The following is a 21816-nucleotide window of genomic DNA, read 5'->3' as shown; positions in this document are numbered from 1 at the left end:
TCGCCGGGGAACCCCGCGACGATGTCGTCCTTGCCTTCGCCGAGCACGAAGGCGCCGACCATGAAGGCGGCGACGAACGCCAGCGCCCCCATGTGAACGGGCAGGACGGTGGCGACGAGGAACACTGCGGCGAGCACGATGATCGTGATGACTTGCACCGACATGCGGGGACTCCAGCGGTCGACGTGGCGGGTTTTCCATGATGTGGAAACTTGTTTCCGCTTTGCGAGAGTATGACCCGGCTCACATGCCACGTCAAGACTTTCGCACAGCCGGAAACCCGCATATATTCCGCATAGCGATATAGATTTTCCGTATTGCGGGAAGTTCTCATGCTCGGAACCCCCGAGAACGACGATGGCGGCACCGGTGAGCAAGACACCGATGCCGCCGTCGTCGCGGGCTCAGGAGATGCGAGTCGCCTTGTCCGCCGTTCTGCGGAACTTCGTGCCGTCCCATCGGTAGGTCTGGCTGACGACCAGGTCCGGACAGCATCTGGGGGCCCGGTCGCTGACCACCTTGCCGCGCAGGTGCACGAGCCCGTCGCGGATCGAGACCTTCATCGACGTGAAGGAGCGGTTCTTGCCGAGCCGCCCGATCAGGCGGGGGGCCGAGGGTTTGGAGACTCCGTCGTACACAAAGGCGATCAAGGGGTTGCTCGCCGTCGGGCTCGGGCACGACGACACGACGACGGTCTCGCGGCGTCCGTCACGGGTGAGGTCGCCGACGGCCGCGACGCGGGCGCGCACGACGTACCAGGCGGCTTTCGGCCGCGGCTTCGGACAGTTCAGCACCGGCTCCACCACGGACGCCCAGTCGACCCGGGTGGCGGCGTCCGCCGCCGCACCATCCGTGGTGGCCGCGTTGGCGACGCCTCCGCCCAGGACCATCGTCAGGGCGGCGGCGCTCGCCCATGCTCCGAAGCGGCGGCCGATGTGCTCGGTAGATGAGTTCATAGTCACTCAGACGCGCGGACTCTTGAAGATGTTGTGGATCGCGCCGTCCAGGGCTCCCGCGCCGGGCACGCCCGAAAGGCCGGTCCGGCAGGCCGGCGGTCTCCGCCTCGATGGCCGCCCGATGATGCTGCCACCAGGGCTGCGCAGTGGGGAGAACTCGACGTAGCCCTATTGCCGAGGAGGAGCGATGCCTGATTATCAATCGCCGGGCGTCTACATCGAAACAGTCGACTCCGGGTCCCGGCCGATCGAGGGCGTGGGTACGGCTGTCGCCGCGTTCGTCGGCTTCGCGAGCAAAGGACCGAGCGAGCCGACCCTGGTGACGAGCTGGACCCAGTACACGGCCTCCTTCGGTGAGTCCTTCGCGGGAGGCCTGCTCGCCCACGCCGTCTACGGGTTCTTCCTCAACGGCGGCAGCGCCTGCTACGTGGTCCGCATCGGCGGCGACGGCGCCGCCCCGGCCCCCGCGCCACAGGCGATGCTCGGTTCCTTCCGCATCGTGGCCAAGGAACTGCCCGAGGGCGACGGCGGGGACATCAGCGTCGAGGTGTCCGAGCTGCCCCAGGCCGAGGGTGAGCAGTCGCAGGAGGAAAGGTTCGCGATCAAGGTCAAGCGTGACGGCAAGGTCGAGGAGACCTTCGAGTTCCCGCCCAAGTCCGGTAAGGGCACGCTGGCGACGGCCGTCCGGCAGTCGAAGCTGATCAAGGTCGAAGAGGCGGGCGCGGAGCTGGCCAAGCTGGAGCCGCAGGCGGTCACGCTGACGGCGCCGCCCCCGGCCCCGGTGCTGCCCGCCAAGGTGACCCCGGATGTGTACATGGGGAACGAGGAGCAGCGCAGCGGCGTCAGCGGTCTCGCGGCGGTCGACGAGGTGACGATGATCGCGATACCCGACCTGATGGGCGCGTTCGAGCAGGGCGCCATCACCGCCGACGAGGTGAAGAGCGTGCAGGGCCAACTCGTCGCGCACTGCGCGAATTTGCAGGACAGGATGGCGATCCTCGACGCGCCACCCGGGCTGACCGCGGCCGACCTGAAGAAGTGGAATGAAGGTCTCGGCCTGAAGAGTATGTGGGCCACCCTCTACCACCCGTGGATCAAGGTCTTCGAGCCGCAGAGAGGGATGAGACTCATCCCGCCGAGCGGACACATCGCCGGAGTCTGGGCACGTAACGACGCGACCCGCGGAGTGCACAAGGCGCCGGCCAACGAGGTGATCCATGGCGCGATCGTGCTGGAGTCGCAGCTCACCCACGGGGAGCAGAACCTGATCAACCCGACCGGCGTCAACTGCATCCGGGTCATGCCCGGTAGGGGGATCCGCGTGTGGGGAGCACGTACCCTCGCCGACGCCAGCGAGAAGCAATGGCAGTACCTGAACGTCCGGCGCCTGTTCAACTACCTGCGGGAGTCGATTCTGGAAGGCACCCAGTGGGTGGTCTTCGAACCCAACGACGACGCCCTGTGGGCCAGGATCCGGCGTACCATCGCCGCCTTCCTCGTCATGGAGTGGCGCAAAGGCGCGCTGTTCGGGCTCACCCCGGACGAGGCCTTCTACGTCAAGTGCGATCGTGAGACCAATCCGGCAGAGAGCATCAGCAGAGGCATGGTCGTCTGTGAGATCGGTGTCGCACCGGTGAAGCCGGCCGAGTTCGTCATCTTCAGGCTGGCCCAAATGGCGAGCGGCACCAGCCTCGTCAGCGAATAGCACAGGAGATCGCAGATGGCACTTCCCGACCTCGACACCGCGGTCGCCCACTCCTTCGGCCTGGAGGTGGACGGCATCGTCATCAAACAGATCAGCGAGGTGGCCGGGCTCAAGATGGAGCAGGACGTCATCGAGCTGCGCCAGAACACCGCCGACGGCAAGTACATCGTCAAGAAGCTGCCCGGCCGCGTCAAAGCCGGCGAGGTGACGCTGGTCCGCGGCCTGACCGCCGACAACAGCTTCGAGAAATGGGCCAAAGAGGCGCAGTTCGGCCGGATGTCCAACGCCAGAAAAGGCGGCGCCATCATCGTCTACGACTACGAGAACAACCCCATCAAGCGCTACAAGCTGGTCAACGCCTGGCCGAAGAGCCTGGAGATCAGCGCCATGAAGGCGGGCGACACCAACGTGCTCACCGAGACCCTGGTCATCACGTACGAGCAGATGGAGGTCGAGTGAGCATGTGGCGATCGACGGCCGTCGCCGACCCCGCGCCGCCCGCCGGAGAAGCTGCTCCGCTGCGCACCGAGTTCCCCTTCCGGCTGCCACGCGGATACCTCGACGCCTCCGGCACCCTCCACCGCGACGGGGTCATGCGCCTGGCCACCGCCCGCGACGAGCTCATCCCCCTGCGCGACGACCGGGTACGGGAGAACGCCGCCTACCTCACGGTCGTGCTCCTCGGGCGGGTGGTCACCCGCCTGGGCGGCATCGCCGACGTGCACCCCGGGATCATCGAGAACCTCTTCGCCGCCGACCTCGCCTTCCTGCAGGACCTCTACCGCAGGGTCAACAGCGAGGGGCACGCCCGCGCTGACGTGGGCTGCCCCGCCTGCGGGCACGGATTCGCCGTCGACCTCTCGGGCAGCCGCCTGGGGGAATCGTGACCCACGCGCCGGACCGTCTCTACGGGGAGATCGCCTACGTCGCGTACCACTTCCACTGGCCGCTCGACGACATCCTGGACCTGGAGCACGCCGACCGCGAACGATTCGTGGCCCAGATCGCCGCCCTGGACGTCCGTACCTCGCAGGGCACCCCTCGATGAGATGGCCCTGGCGCGTCTCCCGCCGCCCGCGGCCGTCAGCGCCCGCCTCCTGCGCCGACTGGCAGACTTTGCCCCCCATCGCCCTTTCCATCCCCCCGCACCCCGTGCTGCTCGACCCCGCCCGCTTCGCGGCGACGCTGGCGTCCTGGCGCAACCCGTCCTTCCTGACCTTCCCCACCCACGAGCAATCCCCCGAAGCCCCCTCCGGCCTCGTCCACAACCTGGCCACCCCGATCCCGCCCCATACTCGTCGCACCACCCTGCCCCCCACACCCGCCCCCACCCCAACACCCATCAACCCCACACCCAGCCCCACCCCAACACCCACCGACCCCACGCCGGGCCCACGCCCCGCTTCAACACCCACCGAGCCCACGCCCGGCTCACACTCCACCCCGCCGCCCGACGAGCCCGCGCTCGCCTCACACCCCGCCCCCGCACCTGGCACCCACTCCCCCGTGACACCATCCGCTCAGTCGCCCGCCTCGCCCGAGCTCGATGTGCCTCCCGCTGCGCTCCCCGGCAGTCCCGCGCCCATCCCGCCCCGGCCCGCCCCCGAACCGCCCGCGAATGTGCCGCCCTCCCCTGTGACGCCTGCTGTGGAGCCGTGGCCCTCGACCTCTCACCCGGCGCCGACCGTGGGTCCGCGTCCTGAACCCACGCCGCCGATCACGCCACAGCCCCAGCACGCCACGTCACAACCCGCTGATCTAGTACGGCCGATGCCGCCCGTCACCCCCGAAGACGAGCCACTTCCCCCGCACCACACCCCCGGCTCCGTCAGCCGGCACACCCCCAAGCCCGCCACCGGTACACCTGCGGAACCCCGCAACACCTCCAAGCCCACCCCCGGTCCGCCCGCCGCACCCAACACCCGCCACACCCCCGGGCCGATCCCCGGCGCGCCTGCCGTACCCGGCGAGGAAGCGACCACGCCGGGCGGCGATGTGCCCGCAGTCATGCCGCGACCCGCAGGCCATGCCCCTCCGTCTCGCCCGCTGGGTCTGGGCGAACCCCTCATCACCCAGCCCAGCCCACGTACCCCGGAGCAGGCCACGACCACCACCGGCGAGCGACGAACGCCGACCCGAGGGACCACCCCCGAGCCCCCCGGCGAGCATGCCGCCACACGCCAAGACGTCCCCATGCACCAGCGTTCCGGCACACACCAAGACGTCGGCACGCACCATGGTTCCGCCACGCGTCGGGACCCGGGCACGCTCGGTTCGCCATCGGCGCCGCCCGCACTGGGTTCCTTCGCACCTGGCCTCTCCGCGGATCCCAGGATCCTGCGCGGAAGCGGCACCGAGACGGACGGCGACGTGCGGAGGACGCCATCTCCGCCAGAGGACCTGCCGCCGGAAGGCCGGCACCCCAGGCACGAGCCGGGATACCGGGAACCGGCCGCGACACCGCCCGGCGCATCAACGGGCGGACCGGCACCGGAGGGTGCACGGGTACGGGCGAATGGGGCGTCCGCCGTGCACGCGCCCAGTGCGGACGCGCGGGCCGTTCAGGCGACGCGAGTCGAGTGGGAGCCCTGGGACGGGACACGGGCCGTACCGGAGGAACGGGGCGACGGGGTACGCGGGTCGCGGGCCGTACCGGAGGAACCGGGGGACGGGGTGGGCGGGACACGGGACGCATCACAAGCCCAGGGGACACGGGACGGGCAGGAGCGGTCGGCGGGGCGGGTGGAGAGCGGTGAGGAGGGGCCGGTGAAGGTGGAAGAGCTGGTGGAGACGGTCTATGAGCTGCTCGTCCGCAGGTTGAGGGCCGATTCGCGGCTGGATCGGGAGCGGCGGGGGCTGTCCATGGGCTCGCGGTTCTGAGGGGGCGGAGATGGCGGAGGAGGAGATCGCGGTCGCGGTGTGCTACGTGCTCAAGATCGACGGCCATGATCTGGGAACGTTCGACAGCTGCGACGGGCTCGGCTGCGAGGTGGAGATGGAGGAGCGCGAGGAGGGCGGCAACAACGGGTATGTCTGGCAGCTGCCGACTCGGGTGCGGTTCTCCAACGTCCGGCTGTCCCGGCCCGTCACCGCTGCCAGCAAGGACGTCACCAGGTGGTTCGCGGGTACGGTGCACGGTGTGGCGCGCAGGACGGCGACGATCGAGGCGCGCACGCTCGCGGGCGAGCTGATCACGAGCTGGGGGCTGCGTGACGTCGTTCCGGTCAAGTGGACGGGGCCGCGGTTCGACGCCGGGACGCCCAGGCCCGCCATGGAGACGGTCGAGCTGGCCCATCACGGGTTCTTCGGACCGGGCTGGGGAGGCTGATCATGTCCACGCCTGTCGCGTTCGAGGCTTCCGCGCCGTCCGGGGTCGCCGCCCAGGGCCCGCCGCCCAGCCTGGAACGGGCCTATCTGGAGCTCCTTCATCCGCCGAGCGGCGGCTTCGGCAAGCCGGGCACCCGCTACGACACCATCGGCTTCCAGTTCAACCCGAGCGAGCTGTCGTTCACCAAGGCCGCGCGGTGGCGGCGCAGCCCTCAGCGCAACACCAGGAAGAGCGGCGTGCCCCAGTTCCAGGGCCCGGAGCCGTGCAAGCTGACGCTGGAGATGTTCTTCGACGCGAGCGACACCATGGACGACAAGGTCGTCAAGGCGGTGGAGAAGCTGTTCACCTGCGTGGTCCCCACGGACAGGACGCTGGCCAACGCCCAGTCGTGCCCGCCGTGGGTGGTGCTGCGGTGGGGGTTGCTGAACGGGTTCACCGCGTTCGTGAGCGACGTGGCGGCGAGGTTCACCCTGTTCACCCCGGGTGGCCTGCCGATCAGGGCGGTCTGCTCGGTGACGATGGAGGAGGTCGCCGGGGTCCTGCCGAAGCAGAATCCGACCTCGGGCGCGCTGGGCGCGGCCGAGGTGCACGTGGTGGTCGCCGGTGAGACGTTGGCGGCGGTGGCCTACCGCGCGTACGGCGATCCCGCCCTGTGGCGGGCTGTGGCCGAGGCCAATCACATCGACGACCCGTTGCGGCTGCGGCCCGGCACGCGGCTGCTGCTCCCGACGATCGAGGAGCTGACCAGTGGCCGCTGAGCTGTTCACCGGCGGCCTCGTGGTGGACGTCGAGGGCAGTCCTCTGCCGGAGGATGTCGCGGTGCGCCTCGTGTCGGGATATGTCGAGGACAGCGGGCATCTTCCCGACGTGTTCGTGCTGCGCTTCCGTGACGACGCCAACGTGGTGCTGAGCAAGGGCGGCTTCGCCATCGGCGCCAAGGTACGGCTGCGCGTGCAGACCTCCGATCCCGGCGGCCCCCGCCTCCTGATGAGCGGCGAGGTCACCTCGGTGGCCCTCGACCTGGCCGCGGACGGGGCCTTCGCCGAGGTCCGGGGGATGGATGAGGCACACCGGCTCATGCGCGGACGACGAGTGGCCGTATATCCGGACATGATGGTTGCGGACATCGTGCGCAAGGTGGCCCAGCGGGCGGGCCTGAAACCGGGAGAGATCGACCCGCTGCCGGGTGTCGGCGGCCGCCCCGGTACGCAGATCAACCAGGACGGGATCAGCGACTGGGAGTTCCTGTGCCGGTTGGCCCGTCGTACCGGGGCCAGAGTGCGCGTCACCGACGGGAAGCTCTCGTTCCGGCGGCCCGGACCGCCCGCCGGGGCGCCGGCGGTCACCGTGGCGGCGGGTGGCGCCCTGCTGTCGCTCCGCGCCACCGTCACGGCCGGCGGCCAGGTGCCGGAGGTCGAGGTACGGGGCTGGGACTCCGAGAACAAGCAGGAGGTCGCCGCCGTGGCCACCCCGCGCGCCCCCGAGGCGCAGGTGCCCGGCGCCGACCCGGTCGCGCTGGGCAGGCGGTTCGGGGCGCCGTCGTTGATGGCCGGCGACAGCACGTACCGCACACAGGCCGAAGTGACGGCGGCGGCCGGCGCGCTGGCCGCGGAGCTGGGCAGCGGCGCGGCCGAGCTGGAGGGTGTGGTCAGGGGCGATCCGGCGCTGCGGGCGGGCACCCTGGTGGCGCTGGCCAACGTGGGCGCGCCCTTCGAGGGGAAGTACACGCTGTCGACGACCCGGCACGCGTTCTCCGAGGTCACCGGCTACACCACCGCCTTCACCGTGTCGGCCGGACTCCCTCCCGGCCCCGCGCCGTCCGGCGGCACGGGACTGGTGCCCGCGATCGTGAGCGACGTGCACGACCCGGCGGGGCAGGGCAGGCTGCGGCTGAGCATGCCGTGGCTGGCCGACGGATACACGAGCGGCTGGGCCAGGGTGATCACGGCCGGTGCGGGGAGCGAACGCGGAGCGGTGCTGCCCGCGGAGGTCGGCGACGAGGTGCTGGTCGGCTTCGAGAACGGCGACTTCGACCATCCGTACGTGCTCGGCGGGCTCTACAACGGCCAGGACGCGCCCCCCGGCCTGTCCACCTCGATGATCGACGCCGTCAGCGGGGAGGTGAACGTCCGCGCCCTGGTCTCCCGGGCCGGCCACCGCCTGGAGCTCGTCGACTCGGTCACCGACGGCAGCGGAGTCCTGCTCGCCTCGGGCGACGAGCGGCTGACCGTACGGCTGGACGCGCTCACCGGCATGGTCGCGATCAAGGGGGCCAACGGCGTCGCCATCGACGCGGGCAACGGGCCACTGGAACTCAAGGGCGCCCGCGTCACCATGAGCGGCCTGGCCGACGTGGAGATCAGAGGCACCCAGGTGAGGATCAACTGATGGGGTTCGCGGCACGGGTGGGCGACCCGACGGATCATCCCGGCGTCATCACCGGGCCCGGTGTGCCGACCGTGCTCATCGGCGGCATGCCGGCGGCGACGGTCACCGCGATGCACGCCTGCTCGTTCCCCTCCCCCACCACGCCGCACCCGCCGACGCCCATCGTCGGGCCCGGCAGCGTGAGCGTGCTCATCGGCGGACTGCCCGCCGTACGCGTGGGCGACCGTGCCGGATGCGGCGCCATGATCCTCGTCGGCTGCCCGACGGTGACGATCGGCGGATGACCATGAGCAGAGACTTCATCGGGTCGGGCTGGGCCTTTCCCATCGCGGTGGACCGCACCGGATCGATCGCGCTCGTCGCGGCGGAGCGGGAGGTCGCGGAGAGCATCCGCCTCATCCTCGCCACCTCTCCCGGCGAGCGGCCGATGCGCCCCGAATTCGGCTGCGCGATCCATGACCTGGTGTTCGCGCCCGCCAACGCGGGCACGGCGGGACTCATCTCCTATGAGGTACGGCGGGCGGTCGAACGCTGGGAAGTCCGCGTCGACCTGCACGACGTCCAGGTGGGCTTCGGCCGCGCGGACGAAGGGATCCTGCTCATCGACATCCGCTACACGATCCGCGGCGACAACGACCCGCGCAACCTCGTCTTTCCCTTTTACGTCATCCCGCCGCACGAAGGAGCACGATGACGCTTCCAGCTCCCAATCTCGACGACCGGAATTTCCAGGACCTCGTGGACGAGGCCAAACGCCTGGTCCAGGAGCGCTGTCCGGACTGGACAGACCACAACGTCTCCGATCCGGGCATCACGCTCATCGAGACGTTCGCGTTCATGGTCGACCAACTGCTCTACCGCCTGAACCGGGTCACCGACCTGCACTACCTTCGCTATCTGGACCTCATCGGCGTACGGCGGTTTCCGCCGGCGCCGGCGGAGTGCGACCTCACGTTCATGCTGTCGGCGTCGAGGAAACAGCCGGTCACGGTCCCCAAGGGCACCCAGGTGGCGACCGAGATCAAGGTGGCGAAGGCGGAGGAGCCCATCGTCTTCACGACGAAGGACGACCTGCTGATCGTCCCGTGCTCGCTCACCCGCCTCTCCACCGGAACGGTCGGATCGGCTCCGGTGAACCAGAGCGACGCGCTCGCGGAGGGGACGGGCGTGGACTGCTTCTCCCGCTCCCCCGGCCAGGGCGACGCGGTGTACTTCGGGCTCTCGAACGCCGTGCCCGGATGTGTGGTCAGCCTCACGTTCGCGTGCGCGCTCGCGGGGCCCGGAATCGATCCCCGCGACCCCCCTCTCGAATGGCAGTACTGGGACGGGAAGGCCAAGGACTGGGTGTCCTGCGAGGTGGCCGGTGACACCACGGGCGGGCTCACCCAGGACGGCGTGGTGAACGTGTGCATCCCGGGCGGCCACGTGGCTTCCGTGGTGGGCGAGCAGCGGGCGGGCTGGCTCCGGTGCCGGGTGGTGGAGGCGAGGGACGGCCGGCCGTCGTACACCGCCTCACCACGCGTCATGGCGGTGAGCGCGAGGACCATCGGCGGTACGGTCGCGGCCTTCCACGCCGACGTCGTGGCGGACGAGATCGTCGGCGTGGCGGAGGGAGTTCCCGGGCAGCGGCTCACCGTCCAGCGCCCGCCCATCCTCGCCGACGAGCGGATGGTGGTGCAGGTGCACGCGCGTGACGGCACTCAGGAGTGGACCGAGGTGAGTTCCTTCGCCGCGTCGGGACCCGCCGACCGGCACATCATGGTGGACCGGGCGGCGGGCCAGATCGTCTTCGGGCCCGCGGTGCGGCAGAAGGACGGCTCGCTTCGCCGGTACGGCGACGTGCCGGAGAAGGGCGCGTTCATCCAGGTGCCGTACTACCTGACCGGCGGTGGGTCCCGCGGCAACGTGGCGCGCAAGGTGCTGATCGTTCAGCGCGAGCCGGTGCCGTTCGTGAAGTCGGTCATCAACGGCAAGCCCGCCATCGGCGGTGTGGACGGTGAGTCGGTGGCCAACGCCGCCGCCCGGGGCCCGTTGCAACTGCGCATCAGGGATCGCGCCGTCACCGCCGAGGACTACGAGGAACTCGCGCGGGAGGCGGCACCGGAAGCGGCGCGGATCACGTGCGTGACCGCGTCGGATCAAGCCGATCAAGGGGTCCGGGTGCTGGTGGTACCACGAGTGGACGCGACGAAGATGAGCTTCGAGCACCTCCAGCCCTCCAAGGAACTGGTCCGAAAGATCGGGCTGTACCTGGACGAACGGCGCTGCCTGGGTGCCCGCGTGCTCGTCGAGCCGCCCTATTACCAGGGCGTCACCGTCGTGGCCAGGTTGAAGGGCAGGTCGGGCTCGGAACGCGAGGCGGTGCGCACCCAGGCCGTGTCCGCCCTCGACGCCTACCTCAACCCGATCATCGGTGGTCAGTTCGGCACCGGCTGGCCGTTCGGCCGCATGGTGCAGTCGGGGGACGTGCACGCGGTGCTCCAGCGGGTCCCGGGCGTCGAACTCGTCGAGGACATCCAGCTGTTCGAGGCCGATCCGGTCACCGGGGACCGCGGCGAGCCCACCCAGCGCATCGTCCTGGAACCGGACGCCCTCGTCTTTTCCTACCGCCACCAGATCAGGGTGGGGGACTGAGCGATGCGCAAAGCGGTCAGCCACCTGGCGAGTGCCCACCCCATGGGCGAGCAGCTACCGGCCATCTTCGCCGTGGGCAAGGCCCAGAAGCTGACGCAGGCGCTGGACGAGGTGCTCGCCCCCGTCCTCACCACACTGGACTGCCTGGACAGTTACCTCGACCCCGCCCTCACGCCCACGGACATGCTCCCGTGGCTGGCGGGCTGGGTCGCGATCGGCTTCGGCGGGCAGATGACCGAAAAACAGCGGCGCGCGCTCGTGGCCGATGCCGTGTCGCTGCACCGGGGGCGCGGCACCCTGAACGCGTTGACCAGGCTGGTGAAAACCCTCACCGGCATCGACGCGCGGGTCACCGACTCGGGCGGCGTCGGCTGGTCCACCCGGCACGGCGGCTACCTGCCCGGTACGGACGAGGCCGTGGTCACCATCCACCTGCCCGACGAGACGGAGGTCGACCGTCAATGGCTCCAGGACGTGCTCGAACTGGGCGTACCCGCGCACGTCAGCGTCCGCATCACCATTCTCAACCCGCCGGGCTGACCTTTGGCGGAAAAGTGCCTCCTGAAGGTTTCAGGAGGCACTTTCCACGTCACGGGCAGGCGTTATGCGTCCAGGTGCACATTCCCGGTGGATAGCGCCGCTGCACCAATATGGCGTTGATGTTGGCCACGAAGTTGTCCATGATTGCCGCGACGTCCTCCGGCGAAGGCGCGGCGACCTTGAGCGAGCGCCAGGAACGCCCGTTGAACCGCACGCAGACGTCGAATACCGGAAGTTCGGTGACGTCCGCTCCCGCTTCCGGAAGTTGCTGAGGGAGTTCCAGATCGGGGAGGGTCTCCAGGTCCGGTTCCGTCATGTTCTTTTCCTTGCCGTCAGAGGGTGAAGACGCGGATGCCGACGCGCGTGCCGCTTGAGTCGGTGTCGTGAACCAGGGAAATGGCGTAGTCGCAGTCGCCCACGGGCGAGACCCCGTCGGCCCGTGTCGGGAAGCCGCTGAACTCCACCCAGCCGACGCTGCTGTCGCCCTCCTGCCAGGTCAGCGAGGCCTCGCCGACGAACCGCCCGCTGCCCTCCGGATCGGAGACGACGAACGTGCAGGTGTTGCCGTCGCCCCTGTCGTTCTCGGCGGAGATCTGAACCGTCAGCGGAACACCGGGCGTGGCCAGTGCCTTCCCCGACACGGGGAATCCGTTGCTGACATTGAACGAGCTGCCCAGCCCGGAGGATGTGGTGTCGGCGATGGCTCGCACCGACACATTCATGGTGGTTCCGACGCTCAGTGTCGCCATTTTCTGCCCCGTCGAATTCGTGTGCGTCAGATGGGACGATAAGATCCGCTCCCGCGAAGCGCCAAAGACGTCCGAACGATCATGCGGTAAAGGTTTGTTGGCCGAACTCTGGCGACGCCCAGAGCGACGCGGGCATCTTCGGAATGCTGGATATGCGATTTTCGTAGGTATCCGCCTTGCCCGATCGAGCGGGCGCCGAATGGAGATCGGATGGAGCGTATCCAGGTGGTCGTGCGGGCCCACGACCCCATCTCCCGTGCCGGGGTGCTGAGCCAGCTCAGGCAGCGACCCGAGGTTGAGATCTTGGAGACGGAACGCCCGGAGAACGCACACGTCGCGCTCGTCGTCGCCGACTCCGTGTGCCAGGAGACGCTGGGCGTCCTGCGCACCCTGCGCTGCCACGGTGACCTCCGGCTGGTGGTCGTCGCCGGGACCGTGGACGACTCCGGGCTGCTCGCCATCGTGGAGATCGGGGTGTCCGGCGTCGTACGGCGGGCCGAGGCGAGCCCCGAGCGGCTCGTCTCCGTGATCCGCTCGGCCACCACTGGCGGGGGCACCATGCCACCCGATCTCCTCGGCAGGCTGCTCGCCCAGGTCAGCCGGGTTCAGGGCGACCTGCTCACCCCACGCGGCCTGAACTTCTCCGGCCTGGCCGAGCGCGAGGTTCAGGTGCTGCGCCTCATCGCCGAGGGCTACGACACCGCGGAGGTCGCCGCCGAGTTGGCGTACTCGCAACGTACGGTGAAGACCGTCCTGCACGACATCACCACCAGGCTCCACCTCCGCAACCGCGCGCACGCGGTCGCCTACGCCCTGCGCAACGGGCTGCTGTGAGCGGGCAGGACGGTGTGATCGGCGAAGCCGACGACGCGCTGCGCGAGCTGATCCGCCGGGGAGCGCTGTCCGGCTCCAAGACCGAGGTTCTCCTCAGCGCGCCCGGCCAGGAGCCATCGGCCGAGGGCGCGGCTCCCGCGGTGCACCTGCGCCTCTACGACATCCGCGAGGACCTGGGCAAGCGACGGCAGGGCATGATCAACGAAACCAACGCCGACGGCGCGGTCACCGCGAGGCACCGCCCTCCCCGGTACGTCAGCCTGTCGTACGCGGTGACGGTCCGCGCGCCGGAGCCGGAGGAGGAGCACCGGCTCCTGGGCACGATTCTGCGCGCGCTCCTCGCCCACGACACCGTCCCGGCCGACCACCTGACGGGCTCGCTGGCCGAGCTCGGGCTCCCGGTCGCGCTGGTGGCCGCCCATCCGCCGCAGGAGGACCGCGCTTTCGCGGCCGCCTCGGTCGCGGGGGCGCGGCCGTTCGTCAATGTCGTGATCAGCGCTCCGATCAAGCCGGAGACGCCCGGCCCCGTCGCGCCACCGGTACGCAAGCCGCTCGGAGTACACGCGGAAGAACGCCACGGCACCGAAGGACTGGGATGAGTATCAAGTGCACGAACTGTGGCGACGTCAACCCGGACCGCACCAGGTTCTGCGTCCAGTGCGGCGAGTACCTGGCCTGGGACAAGCACGGCGGCGGGCCGGAGGACAACCGCCTGCCGCAGCCCGCCGAGCCGCGCCCGCCCGAGCAGCACGCGGAACTCGTCGCCGCGCTGTCCGAACGATCGGTGTCCGTCACGCCCGGTGAGCAGGCGTCGACGACCGTGACCGTGCGCAACAGGGGCACCCGGGTCGAGCGGGTCAGCGTCGGCGTCAAGGGGGACGCGGCGGCGTTCGCGACCGCCGAGCCCGACGAGCTCGTGATCCCGCCCGGGGACACGGCCACCTCCACGATCGTGTTCGACCCGCCGCGGTCCTCGTCCGTCGCCGCGGGCACGGCCGAGTTCACCGTGCTGTCCCGCTCCCTGGTCACCAGGGGCGTCTACGCGACCGCGGAAGGCACGTGCGACGTCGGCGGCTTCGACGACCTCAAGGTCGACCTGACTCCCGGGATCACCCGGGGCCGGTGGGCGACCCGCCACTCGATCACCTTCGACAGCCGCGGCAACCTGGCCCACCGGGCCCGGCTGCGCGCCACCGACGAAGAGGAGGCGTTGAGCTTCCGGATGCCGGTGTCCAATCTGCTGATCGACGCCGGCCGTACCGTGGTGCCGCTGCGTGTGTCCGCGCGCCCGCCCTTCACCGGGAAGCCGGCGGAGATCCCCTTCTCCGTGACGGCGAGCCTGGACGACGGCGAGAAGTCGTTCCGGGTCGACGGCACCCGGGTGGTGCTGCCGCTGATCCCGTCATGGGCGCTGAAGACCCTGATCGTGGTCCTTGGACTGGTCCTCATCGCCGTCGCCGCGATCGTCGTGATCAACGCGTTGCGGCCGGCGCCGGAGCAGAGGCCGGCGGTCACCGCCCAGGGGCCGTACTCCGCCGGAATCGGCACCCTCACCGACGGGTACGCGTCGGTCGCGGTGAACGGGCTGTCCGACCAGGCGAAGATCTTCGTGACCTCCGACCTGTCCAAGATCGGCGAGAAGGCGGCCAATCTCGGTCAGCCGCGCACCCGCGCGGAACTGCCCACCGGATCCCTCGGCGTGACCGGCCGCGACGGCGGCTCCTTCGCGGTTCAGCCGATCGACGGGGAGAGCGTGGAGGGGATGGCCTTCGACTACCTCGTCGTGAAGCAGTCCAGCGGGACCATCGGCGGCATGCCGTTCGAGGCGGGGTCGGGGTCGCTCCCGCAGGGGGAGACCAGCCTGGACGTACCGGCGGCCGCGGCCACGAGCGACTCGGTGATCCTGCTGACCGTGGAGCTGAACGGGCCTGCGGATCAGCCGATCACGGGTCTCAAGGTGGACGCCAAGAACGACGGCGCCTTCACGGTCGCCACCCTCGACCTGTCGCCGGCGCCCGTGGACGTCGGGTTCAACTGGATCGTCCTCGACTCCGGCGACCCCGCATCGGCCGGGGTGAGCTCGACGGACGCCGTGAGCGGCAGCGGGGACCCGGTGCGCATCAGTTCGCCTCTCGCGGACGGTTCCGGGATCATCCTGCTCACCACGGACGCCGCGCACCGGGGGCTGGCCGGTGTCGCCATGTCGGGAGTATGCGTGGGCGGTCAGGGCGACGGCGAGTTCACGGTGGAGTGGTTCTCCGATCGGATCACCGTTCTGCCCACGGACTTCGACTACCTGATCGTCCCGAAGAAGTGACCCCGCGCGTCCGTGCGTCCTGAAGGGCGGTGAACTCTGCCCTCGGGACGGCCTGATGTGCGCTGGCCGCCGCCACCGCCCGGGTGGCAGCCTCCTGCTGACGACTGTTTTCAGGGGGTATGAGGCCATGAATAACAGGATGCGACTCACGTCCGTCTTTGCAGCCGTTTGTATGACCTTGGCCGGCGCACCACCGGCCGCCTCGACGGTACTCGCCTCCCCCGCACCCGACACGACCCCGGAGGCCGAGCCCAACGAGGAGCCGAAGATCGAGCCCTACCCGGGACCGGAAGGGCCGTCCTCTCCGGGAGAAAAGTCTCCACCTCCGCCGGGAGGGGTGTCCCCGCCTCCGCCGGGAGGAGTGTCCCCGCCCCCACCGGGAGGAGTGTCCCCACCCCCACCGGAAGAGGTGTCCCCACCCCCGGAATGGAGCCCCAGGCCCCGCCCCCGCACCAGCCGGCCCCACGTGGCGCCCGCGGGCTGCGACATCCTGCCGGCCACCGGGCCCGGTAGCCGCAAATGGATGGCCGACCAGCAAGTGGTCGCCGCCATGTCCGGCATTCCGGAACTGTCGACCTTCGTCTCGGCCATCAACCAGGCGTCCTACGCCGCCACCTTCGACACCTCTCGCGACATCACCGTCTTCGCACCGGTGAACGATGCCTTCGACAAGCTCCCCGAGGGGCGGCTCGACACGTGGCTGGGCGACCGCGAGGCGCTCATCAGCCTCCTCGGCTACCACGTGGTCCAGGGCCGCAAGACCCCGGCGGACCTGGCCGACGACAAGCTCACCACGAGGCAGACCGGCACCATCACCGCCCAGACCAGCGACGGCACGATCACGCTGAACGGCGAGGCCGAGGTGACGTGCCCGGACATCAAGACGGCCAACGCGACCGTCTACCTCATCGACACCGTCCTGGACCCGCCCAGCTAGGTGACGACCGTCTTCCCTGGCCGGCCCGCACCCACCAGGGCTACCCGGCGAGCCAGAACCTCCCCGTGCTCACCCCGCCGGGTCAAGGGGAGCTCGCTGAGCGGCCTTCCAGGGTGCGAAGGTCACGGCCCAGTTGCAAGGCGCACTGGCTCTTGCTAGCTTTCCACGCGAGACTTCTCACCGCGGGCTCACGCCTCGCCAACCAGCTTCTTCGGGCCCCGACGGCCGCGGAAAAGGTGGGAGTCGTTCCACACCTGGAAGAGAGTATCTCTGCGATGGTGCTGGCAGTTTGGCGAGCCGTGAACGGGCCGACGACCTTCCTTCGGAGCGCGCGGGAACCCGTGTCCCGCCCTTAGCGCGACCGGTTTCACGTTCTCCCCCTCGCGGCGTTCCCCGCCGCCGCCGAGCAGAGATCCACGACCGGTCGCGAGCCCCGGGCCCGCCACCGCGACGAACAGTCCCTCCCGCGCGAGCACCGTGTGGCCATGACCGGTACTTCCGTGTTCATGGAGGTCGGACAGCATGACAGAAACCCCTTCGGCCACGCGGCGACCGTGGCTGGTCCTCGGCGTCTTCTGCGCCGGATTCTTCATGGCGCTGCTGGACGGAACCATCGTCAACATCGCCGTGCCCACGCTCATCAGCGACATCGGCGCCTCGTACCACCAGATGCTGTGGGTGCTCGACGCCTACCTGCTGGTCTTCACGGTGCTGCTGATCACCACCGGACGGCTCGGGGACATCTTCGGCTACCGGCGGCTGTTCCTGATCGGCACCACGCTCTTCACCGTGGCCTCGGCCCTGTGCGGCCTGGCCGACAGCGGAGGCTGGCTGCTGGCCGCGCGGGTACTGCAGGCCGTGGGTACGGCGCTGCTGTTCCCCCAGGTCATCTCCACGATCCTGACGATCTTCCCGCCGGAGCTGCGCGGCCGCGCGTTCGGCGTCTTCGGGGCGGTCGCGGGCCTGGCCCCGGTCGCCGGGCCGATCGTCGGCGGCTTCATCCTCGCCCACCTCGGCTGGTCCTGGATCTTCTTCATCAACATACCGATCGGCGTGATCACGATCATCCTGACCCTGGTCCACGCCCCGCCGATGCGCTCCGGGGGCAGCCACAGGCTCGACCCGATCGGTGTGGCCCTGGCCACCGGCGGGCTGACCGGCATCGTCTTCGGCCTGGTCGAGGGTGAGCGCTACGGCTGGGGGCCCATCGCCCCCGTCATCTTCGCGGGCATCGTGCTGCTGGTCCTGTTCGTGCTGTGGGAGAGCCGCGGGAAGAGCGAGCCGTTCATTCCCATGGCCCTGTTCGCCGCCCGGGGCTTCTCGGTCGGCAACGGGATCGGCTTCCTCTTCTACGCCGGCATGATGGCCATCCCGCTCGTCATGGTCCTCTACCTGCAGACGGCCCGCGGCCACACCCCGCTGGAGACCGGCCTGATCCTGCTGCCCGGCGCCGTTCTGACCGCTCTCACCTCTGCCCGCAGCGGGCGGCTGTCCGACAGGTTCGGCGGCAGGTACATCCTGATGGCCGGGCTGGCCACGCTCGCCCTCGGGCTGATCGTCCTGGCCGTCACCACCGGCCCGCACAGCACCGCCTGGAGCGTGCTCCCCGGCCTGATGATCATCGGCCTCGGCAACGGCGCCACGTACGCCCCTCTGCAACAGGTCACGATGGACGGCGTGAGCCCCCGGCTGGCCGGCGCCGCCTCCGGCGTCGCGAACACCGTCCGCCAGATCGGCAGCGTCGTGGGCCTGGCCGTCCTGGGCGCCCTGCTCTCCGCCCGTCTCAACGCCACACTCCAGAATGACGCCGTACGGCAGGCCGCCCGGCTGCCCGAGCACCTGCGCGACGCGTTCACGACCGCCATCAGCGACGGCGCCCGGCGCTCCAGCCCGCCCAGCCCACCTGCCGGCCTCAGCCCCGCTGAAGCCGCCCTCTTCCAACGCCTTGGCGACGAGGCCTTCGCCACGAGCTTCGCCAGCGCCATGCACACCACCCTGCTGGCCACCGCCGCCGTCCTCCTCGCCGCCACGGCGTCCTGCGCGCTCCTGGCGAAACGCCGAAAGGACGACCCAACCGTTTCGAAATCAAAATCTCAAAACTAATTTTGAGACAGCGATAGAGATTTCGAGCCTGGGCGCGAGCAAATACCGGAGATCAACACTTACCCTAGGTCAAGCTCTTGGGTAGTCTACTTACCGTAAGTCAGCTCGCTGAAGGGGTCACCACACCATGTATGAACGCACGAAAGTGTCCTTCCAGTCGTCCGGCACCCCCTGCGCGGGGTATCTCTACCTGCCGACCGGCCGTTCCGGGCGACTCCCCTGCGTCGTGCTCTGCCACGGCTTCAGCGGCACCATGGACCGCCTGTACGGCTACGCCGAGCGCTTCGCCGCCGAGGGCATCGCGGCACTGGTCTTCGACTACCGCACCTTCGGCGAGAGCGGCGGCGAACCACGGCAACTCGCCGCCATCAAGGGCCAGCACGACGACCTGCGCGCCGCCGTCGCCTTCGCCCGGGGCCACGAACGCGTCGACCCCCGCCAGATCGCGCTGTGGGGCAACTCGCTCGGCGGCGCGCACGTCGTGTCCGTGGCCGCCGACGACCCCGCGATCGTCGCCGTGGTCTCGCAGATCCCGTACAACGGCTTCCCGAAGCGGGTCGAAGGGCGCAGCACCGGCCAGACCCTCCGCGTCCTGGCCGCCATCGTCTGGGACACCATCCGCGGCAAACTGGGCCTCCGGCCGTACTACATCCCGATGGTGGGCCGTCCCGGCGAACTCGCCGTCACCACCACCCTTGAGGCCGATCAGCACATCCGCACCCTGACCGGCGACGGCCAGACCATGTGGCGCAACAGCGTCGCGCCCAGGGCCTTCATCCCCATGATGCGCTACCGCCCGGCCGAGGACGCCGCCCGCCTCACCCAGCCGCTCCTCGTCTGCATCGCCGCCACCGACCGGGAGACCCCCGGCGAGTCGACCCGCGCGCTGGCGAACAGCGCTCCCAAGGGCGAGCTGCGTGAGTACCCGGGCACCCACTTCAGCTTCTACACCGACCCCGCCATCCGCGACCAGGTCGCCGCCGACCAGATCACGTTCCTCCGCCGTCACCTGCCGTCAACGGCCCCGGTGGCGTGAACAAGGCGCGGCCGATGAGTTTTCCGTGCCCACGGTGTCTACCTAGAGGACAAGGATGAAGACGCGAGAACTGGAGCACCCCGTGGTCATCGTCGCAGGGCACATCATCGTCGAACCTCGGCAGCGCGAGTCCTACCTCGCGGATTGCGTGGACGTCGTTCGGCAGGCTCGCGGGGCGGCGGGATGCCTCGACTTCGCCATCACCGCGGACCTGCTCGACTCCGGCCGCGTCAACATCTTCGAGCGCTGGGAGTCGCAGGCGGCCGTCGACGGTTTTCGCGGCAGCGGTCCCGGCGACGACCAGGGCGCGGCGATGCTCTCGGCATCGGTGGCCGAGTACGACATCGCCGACGTACGCTCGTTGACCGGCGAAGACCACACATGAGGCCGTGGCACCGCCGCGAAAGGCAGCGGATATCTCGCGAGAAACCACGAGCGACACGCCAGTAGTGAGTATTTTGACAATGGCCAGGTGAGGAGAGATCGGCATGTCCCATGATGAGGCACGACGTGTCTTCCAGGCGGTCGACACCTTTGAACCCGGAGAGTTCGTACGATTACTGTCCGACGACGTCAGGATGGTGTTCGGCAACTCCGAGCCCATGGTCGGGCACGCGGCCGTCACCGACGGGCTGCGGGCTTTCTACGCCACCATCGCCGGCCTCGCACACAAGATCGTCAGAACGTGGCGGGCCGGCGGCGACACCGTCGCCGAGACCGAGGTGACCTACCGGCGGCTCGACGGCACGTACGTCAGCGTCGCGGCCGTGTCGATCTGGCACACCCGCGACGACGGCCTGATCGCGGACTACCGCATCTTCGTCGACCTGGCGCCGGTCTATTCCGGCTAACGCCGTATAACCCCGTCGCAGAACAGTGAAAGATTCTGTCCCCCTGGTTGAAGCGCCGCTTTAAAGCCGCGAAAACCCAGAGACCGGCAATGGTCTTACCGATCGGGCACGGCGATCCTGTCTTGGGCAACACCGGTGGTCGCCGTGCCACAGGACCGATGCCGGCCCTCCGCACGTCACCGCCGCCCGCTTAAAGGGTCATCCCTATCCGGCTTTTAAGGCCGAGCGCGCGAGAATGGCCTCTGTTGACAGTGCGATGAGCCGTCATGTATCTCTTGACCCTGGCGCCCGCATTCTCATTATGAAAGTCGCGGGACAAAGCAAATTAGAAATGAACTCCCTCAAAAGGGGTAAGATGTGTTCGCGGGAATTTGCATTAGCCGGCAGGGTGATCTCGGACCGCTCCGGCGCTTACGTCATCGCGGAGATCGGGCACAATCACGAAGGCGACCTCGAAAAGGCGGAGCGACTCGTACTGAGCGCCGCCGTCAAGGGCGCGAGCGCCGCCAAGCTGCAGAAGCGCGACAACAGGACACTGTTCACCAAGGCGATGTACGCGCAGCCCTACGAAGGGCGCAACAGCTTCGGCCCCACCTACGGAGAACACCGCGAGGCCCTGGAATTCGGCAGGACGGAGTACACGCACCTCGCGCAGGTGGCCAAGGAAGCGGGGATCGACTTCTTCTCCACCGCTTTCGACTTCCCGAGCGTCGACTTCCTGATGGAGTTCGACCCTCCGGCCATCAAAATCGCCTCCGCCGACCTCACCAACACCCCGCTGCTCGGCTACGCGGCCAAGACCGGCAAACCACTGATCGTCAGCACGGGCGGCGGCACCCAAGACGAGGTACGGCGAGCCGTCGACACCGTCCTTCCGGTCAACCCGAACCTGGCCCTGCTGCAGTGCACGGCCGTCTACCCCGCCGGTCCAGCGGACCTGAACCTGTCGGTGATCACCCGCTACCGCGAGGACTACCCGGACGTCGTGGTCGGCTTCTCCGGCCACGACCTGGGCGTCGAGGCGAGCCTGGTCGCCTTCACGCTGGGCGCGCGGGTCATCGAGAAGCACTTCACGCTCGACCAGAGCCGCCCCGGCAGCGACCATCACTTCTCGCTGACCCCGCCGCAGCTCGGCACGCTGACCGCCGCGCTGGACACGACGCGGCGGATGCTGGGCTCCCCGGAGAAGTCCTGCTCCGCGCGGGAGCTGGCGGCGGTGCGCAAGCTGGGCAAGAAGCTGGTCGCCGCCCACGACCTGCCGGCGGGGCATCTGCTGACCGAGTGCGACGTCGCCTGCAAATCTCCCGGTGACGGGCTCAAGCCGTACCAGATGGACCAGCTTCTGGGCAGGCGCCTGGCGGTTGCGGTGCGCGAGGACGAGGCATTCGCGATGGAGCTGCTCGCCGCCGGCCCACCCACCGCCAACGGATAGGTCCAC

The 21816-nt window shown here is 69.4% G+C and carries 24 protein-coding genes and 1 pseudogene; 21 read left to right on the top strand and 4 right to left on the bottom strand.

Annotation, left to right across the window (positions count from 1 at the left end; translation table 11 throughout):
• Both ACIBI5_RS21100 and ACIBI5_RS21095 read right to left on the bottom strand, forming a co-directional pair.
• Positions 1 to 164, bottom strand: a pseudogene (locus tag ACIBI5_RS21100) (hypothetical protein); the annotation flags it as partial.
• A gap of 240 nt (positions 165 to 404) precedes the next feature.
• Positions 405 to 956, bottom strand: a complete 552-nt coding sequence (locus ACIBI5_RS21095) for a hypothetical protein (RefSeq protein WP_397249125.1) — start codon at positions 954 to 956, stop codon at positions 405 to 407.
• A 187-nt stretch (positions 957 to 1143) separates the two neighbouring features.
• On the opposite strand from ACIBI5_RS21095, the gene ACIBI5_RS21090 reads away from it, so the two are divergent.
• From ACIBI5_RS21090 to ACIBI5_RS21035, 12 genes are all read left to right on the top strand, one after another.
• Positions 1144 to 2661, top strand: a complete 1518-nt coding sequence (locus tag ACIBI5_RS21090) for a phage tail sheath family protein (RefSeq protein ID WP_397249123.1) — start codon at positions 1144 to 1146, stop codon at positions 2659 to 2661.
• Between the two features lie 15 nt (positions 2662 to 2676).
• Positions 2677 to 3120, top strand: a complete 444-nt coding sequence (locus ACIBI5_RS21085; protein ID WP_397249121.1) for a phage tail protein — start codon at positions 2677 to 2679, stop codon at positions 3118 to 3120.
• Complete coding sequence (locus tag ACIBI5_RS21080; protein WP_397249119.1) at positions 3117 to 3548, top strand: hypothetical protein; 432 nt, start codon at positions 3117 to 3119, stop codon at positions 3546 to 3548. The genes ACIBI5_RS21085 and ACIBI5_RS21080 overlap by 4 nt, the downstream gene beginning before the upstream one ends.
• The gene (locus ACIBI5_RS21075) at positions 3545 to 3709 is read left to right on the top strand and encodes a DUF6760 family protein (RefSeq protein ID WP_397249116.1); all 165 of its coding nucleotides are present in this window, start codon (positions 3545 to 3547) and stop codon (positions 3707 to 3709) included. The genes ACIBI5_RS21080 and ACIBI5_RS21075 overlap by 4 nt, the downstream gene beginning before the upstream one ends.
• A gap of 1481 nt (positions 3710 to 5190) precedes the next feature.
• Entirely contained in the window at positions 5191 to 5541 is a 351-nt protein-coding gene (locus tag ACIBI5_RS21070) for a hypothetical protein (RefSeq protein WP_397249114.1), read from the top strand.
• A 10-nt stretch (positions 5542 to 5551) separates the two neighbouring features.
• Complete coding sequence (locus ACIBI5_RS21065) at positions 5552 to 5989, top strand: phage tail protein (RefSeq protein ID WP_397249112.1); 438 nt, start codon at positions 5552 to 5554, stop codon at positions 5987 to 5989.
• Between the two features lie 2 nt (positions 5990 to 5991).
• Positions 5992 to 6747 (top strand): LysM peptidoglycan-binding domain-containing protein, encoded by a 756-nt coding sequence (locus ACIBI5_RS21060; protein WP_397249110.1) that lies wholly within the window; start codon positions 5992 to 5994, stop codon positions 6745 to 6747.
• Positions 6737 to 8377 carry a VgrG-related protein gene (locus ACIBI5_RS21055; RefSeq protein WP_397249108.1) on the top strand — a complete coding sequence of 547 codons (1641 nt, stop codon included), beginning with the start codon at positions 6737 to 6739 and terminating at the stop codon, positions 8375 to 8377. The genes ACIBI5_RS21060 and ACIBI5_RS21055 overlap by 11 nt, the downstream gene beginning before the upstream one ends.
• Positions 8377 to 8661: a PAAR domain-containing protein gene (locus tag ACIBI5_RS21050; protein WP_379610807.1), complete on the top strand. Its 285-nt coding sequence runs from the start codon at positions 8377 to 8379 to the stop codon at positions 8659 to 8661. The genes ACIBI5_RS21055 and ACIBI5_RS21050 overlap by 1 nt, the downstream gene beginning before the upstream one ends.
• Entirely contained in the window at positions 8658 to 9071 is a 414-nt protein-coding gene (locus ACIBI5_RS21045; protein WP_397249106.1) for a GPW/gp25 family protein, read from the top strand. Before ACIBI5_RS21050 ends, ACIBI5_RS21045 begins: the two co-directional genes overlap by 4 nt.
• Positions 9068 to 11011: a putative baseplate assembly protein gene (locus tag ACIBI5_RS21040; protein ID WP_397249104.1), complete on the top strand. Its 1944-nt coding sequence runs from the start codon at positions 9068 to 9070 to the stop codon at positions 11009 to 11011. Before ACIBI5_RS21045 ends, ACIBI5_RS21040 begins: the two co-directional genes overlap by 4 nt.
• A 3-nt stretch (positions 11012 to 11014) precedes the next feature.
• Positions 11015 to 11551: a phage tail protein I gene (locus ACIBI5_RS21035; RefSeq protein ID WP_397249102.1), complete on the top strand. Its 537-nt coding sequence runs from the start codon at positions 11015 to 11017 to the stop codon at positions 11549 to 11551.
• Between the two features lie 49 nt (positions 11552 to 11600).
• Here ACIBI5_RS21035 and ACIBI5_RS21030 read toward each other — a convergent pair whose 3' ends face one another.
• Both ACIBI5_RS21030 and ACIBI5_RS21025 read right to left on the bottom strand, forming a co-directional pair.
• Positions 11601 to 11867, bottom strand: a complete 267-nt coding sequence (locus ACIBI5_RS21030) for a hypothetical protein (RefSeq protein WP_397249100.1) — start codon at positions 11865 to 11867, stop codon at positions 11601 to 11603.
• A gap of 16 nt (positions 11868 to 11883) precedes the next feature.
• On the bottom strand, positions 11884 to 12261 hold the full coding sequence (locus ACIBI5_RS21025; protein ID WP_397249098.1) for a hypothetical protein: 378 nt from the start codon (positions 12259 to 12261) through the stop codon (positions 11884 to 11886).
• Between the two features lie 249 nt (positions 12262 to 12510).
• Between ACIBI5_RS21025 and ACIBI5_RS21020 the strand changes: the two genes are divergently transcribed.
• The 9 genes from ACIBI5_RS21020 to ACIBI5_RS20980 all read left to right on the top strand — a co-directional run bounded on the left by ACIBI5_RS21020 (position 12511) and on the right by ACIBI5_RS20980 (position 21810).
• Complete coding sequence (locus ACIBI5_RS21020; RefSeq protein ID WP_397249096.1) at positions 12511 to 13134, top strand: LuxR C-terminal-related transcriptional regulator; 624 nt, start codon at positions 12511 to 12513, stop codon at positions 13132 to 13134.
• Positions 13131 to 13733, top strand: a complete 603-nt coding sequence (locus ACIBI5_RS21015; RefSeq protein ID WP_397249094.1) for a DUF4255 domain-containing protein — start codon at positions 13131 to 13133, stop codon at positions 13731 to 13733. Before ACIBI5_RS21020 ends, ACIBI5_RS21015 begins: the two co-directional genes overlap by 4 nt.
• Positions 13730 to 15451 (top strand): hypothetical protein, encoded by a 1722-nt coding sequence (locus tag ACIBI5_RS21010; RefSeq protein ID WP_397249092.1) that lies wholly within the window; start codon positions 13730 to 13732, stop codon positions 15449 to 15451. Before ACIBI5_RS21015 ends, ACIBI5_RS21010 begins: the two co-directional genes overlap by 4 nt.
• A 523-nt stretch (positions 15452 to 15974) precedes the next feature.
• Positions 15975 to 16388 carry a fasciclin domain-containing protein gene (locus tag ACIBI5_RS21005; RefSeq protein WP_397249090.1) on the top strand — a complete coding sequence of 138 codons (414 nt, stop codon included), beginning with the start codon at positions 15975 to 15977 and terminating at the stop codon, positions 16386 to 16388.
• A gap of 522 nt (positions 16389 to 16910) precedes the next feature.
• Positions 16911 to 18491, top strand: a complete 1581-nt coding sequence (locus tag ACIBI5_RS21000) for an MFS transporter (RefSeq protein ID WP_397249088.1) — start codon at positions 16911 to 16913, stop codon at positions 18489 to 18491.
• Between the two features lie 127 nt (positions 18492 to 18618).
• Entirely contained in the window at positions 18619 to 19527 is a 909-nt protein-coding gene (locus ACIBI5_RS20995; protein ID WP_397249086.1) for an alpha/beta hydrolase, read from the top strand.
• Positions 19528 to 19582: 55 nt separating this feature from the next.
• Complete coding sequence (locus ACIBI5_RS20990; protein WP_397249084.1) at positions 19583 to 19912, top strand: putative quinol monooxygenase; 330 nt, start codon at positions 19583 to 19585, stop codon at positions 19910 to 19912.
• Between the two features lie 103 nt (positions 19913 to 20015).
• Entirely contained in the window at positions 20016 to 20378 is a 363-nt protein-coding gene (locus ACIBI5_RS20985) for a nuclear transport factor 2 family protein (protein ID WP_397249082.1), read from the top strand.
• A 388-nt stretch (positions 20379 to 20766) separates the two neighbouring features.
• Positions 20767 to 21810 carry an N-acetylneuraminate synthase family protein gene (locus ACIBI5_RS20980; protein WP_397249080.1) on the top strand — a complete coding sequence of 348 codons (1044 nt, stop codon included), beginning with the start codon at positions 20767 to 20769 and terminating at the stop codon, positions 21808 to 21810.
• Positions 21811 to 21816: the final 6 nt, after the last annotated feature.

The organism is Nonomuraea sp. NPDC050540 (assembly GCF_044457485.1).
Classification (GTDB): Bacteria; Actinomycetota; Actinomycetes; order Streptosporangiales; family Streptosporangiaceae; genus Nonomuraea.
The sequence above is the reverse complement of the archived record's forward strand: the minus strand, read 5'-3'. Positions and strand labels throughout refer to the sequence as shown.

What these genes read in the sequence shown, in the direction of transcription:
- ACIBI5_RS21020 (WP_397249096.1), top strand. Translation starts at nt 12,511, where the DNA reads ATGGAGCGTATCCAGGTGGTCGTGCGGGCCCACGACCCCATCTCCCGT.
- ACIBI5_RS21045 (WP_397249106.1), top strand. Translation starts at nt 8,658, where the DNA reads ATGACCATGAGCAGAGACTTCATCGGGTCGGGCTGGGCCTTTCCCATC.
- ACIBI5_RS21085 (WP_397249121.1), top strand. Translation starts at nt 2,677, where the DNA reads ATGGCACTTCCCGACCTCGACACCGCGGTCGCCCACTCCTTCGGCCTG.
- ACIBI5_RS21040 (WP_397249104.1), top strand. Translation starts at nt 9,068, where the DNA reads ATGACGCTTCCAGCTCCCAATCTCGACGACCGGAATTTCCAGGACCTC.
- ACIBI5_RS21035 (WP_397249102.1), top strand. Translation starts at nt 11,015, where the DNA reads ATGCGCAAAGCGGTCAGCCACCTGGCGAGTGCCCACCCCATGGGCGAG.
- ACIBI5_RS21090 (WP_397249123.1), top strand. Translation starts at nt 1,144, where the DNA reads ATGCCTGATTATCAATCGCCGGGCGTCTACATCGAAACAGTCGACTCC.
- ACIBI5_RS20990 (WP_397249084.1), top strand. Translation starts at nt 19,583, where the DNA reads ATGAAGACGCGAGAACTGGAGCACCCCGTGGTCATCGTCGCAGGGCAC.
- ACIBI5_RS20995 (WP_397249086.1), top strand. Translation starts at nt 18,619, where the DNA reads ATGTATGAACGCACGAAAGTGTCCTTCCAGTCGTCCGGCACCCCCTGC.
- ACIBI5_RS21095 (WP_397249125.1), bottom strand. Translation starts at nt 956, where the DNA reads ATGAACTCATCTACCGAGCACATCGGCCGCCGCTTCGGAGCATGGGCG.
- ACIBI5_RS21010 (WP_397249092.1), top strand. Translation starts at nt 13,730, where the DNA reads ATGAGTATCAAGTGCACGAACTGTGGCGACGTCAACCCGGACCGCACC.
- ACIBI5_RS21060 (WP_397249110.1), top strand. Translation starts at nt 5,992, where the DNA reads ATGTCCACGCCTGTCGCGTTCGAGGCTTCCGCGCCGTCCGGGGTCGCC.
- ACIBI5_RS21065 (WP_397249112.1), top strand. Translation starts at nt 5,552, where the DNA reads ATGGCGGAGGAGGAGATCGCGGTCGCGGTGTGCTACGTGCTCAAGATC.
- ACIBI5_RS21030 (WP_397249100.1), bottom strand. Translation starts at nt 11,867, where the DNA reads ATGACGGAACCGGACCTGGAGACCCTCCCCGATCTGGAACTCCCTCAG.
- ACIBI5_RS21005 (WP_397249090.1), top strand. Translation starts at nt 15,975, where the DNA reads ATGGCCGACCAGCAAGTGGTCGCCGCCATGTCCGGCATTCCGGAACTG.
- ACIBI5_RS21000 (WP_397249088.1), top strand. Translation starts at nt 16,911, where the DNA reads ATGACAGAAACCCCTTCGGCCACGCGGCGACCGTGGCTGGTCCTCGGC.
- ACIBI5_RS20985 (WP_397249082.1), top strand. Translation starts at nt 20,016, where the DNA reads ATGTCCCATGATGAGGCACGACGTGTCTTCCAGGCGGTCGACACCTTT.
- ACIBI5_RS21050 (WP_379610807.1), top strand. Translation starts at nt 8,377, where the DNA reads ATGGGGTTCGCGGCACGGGTGGGCGACCCGACGGATCATCCCGGCGTC.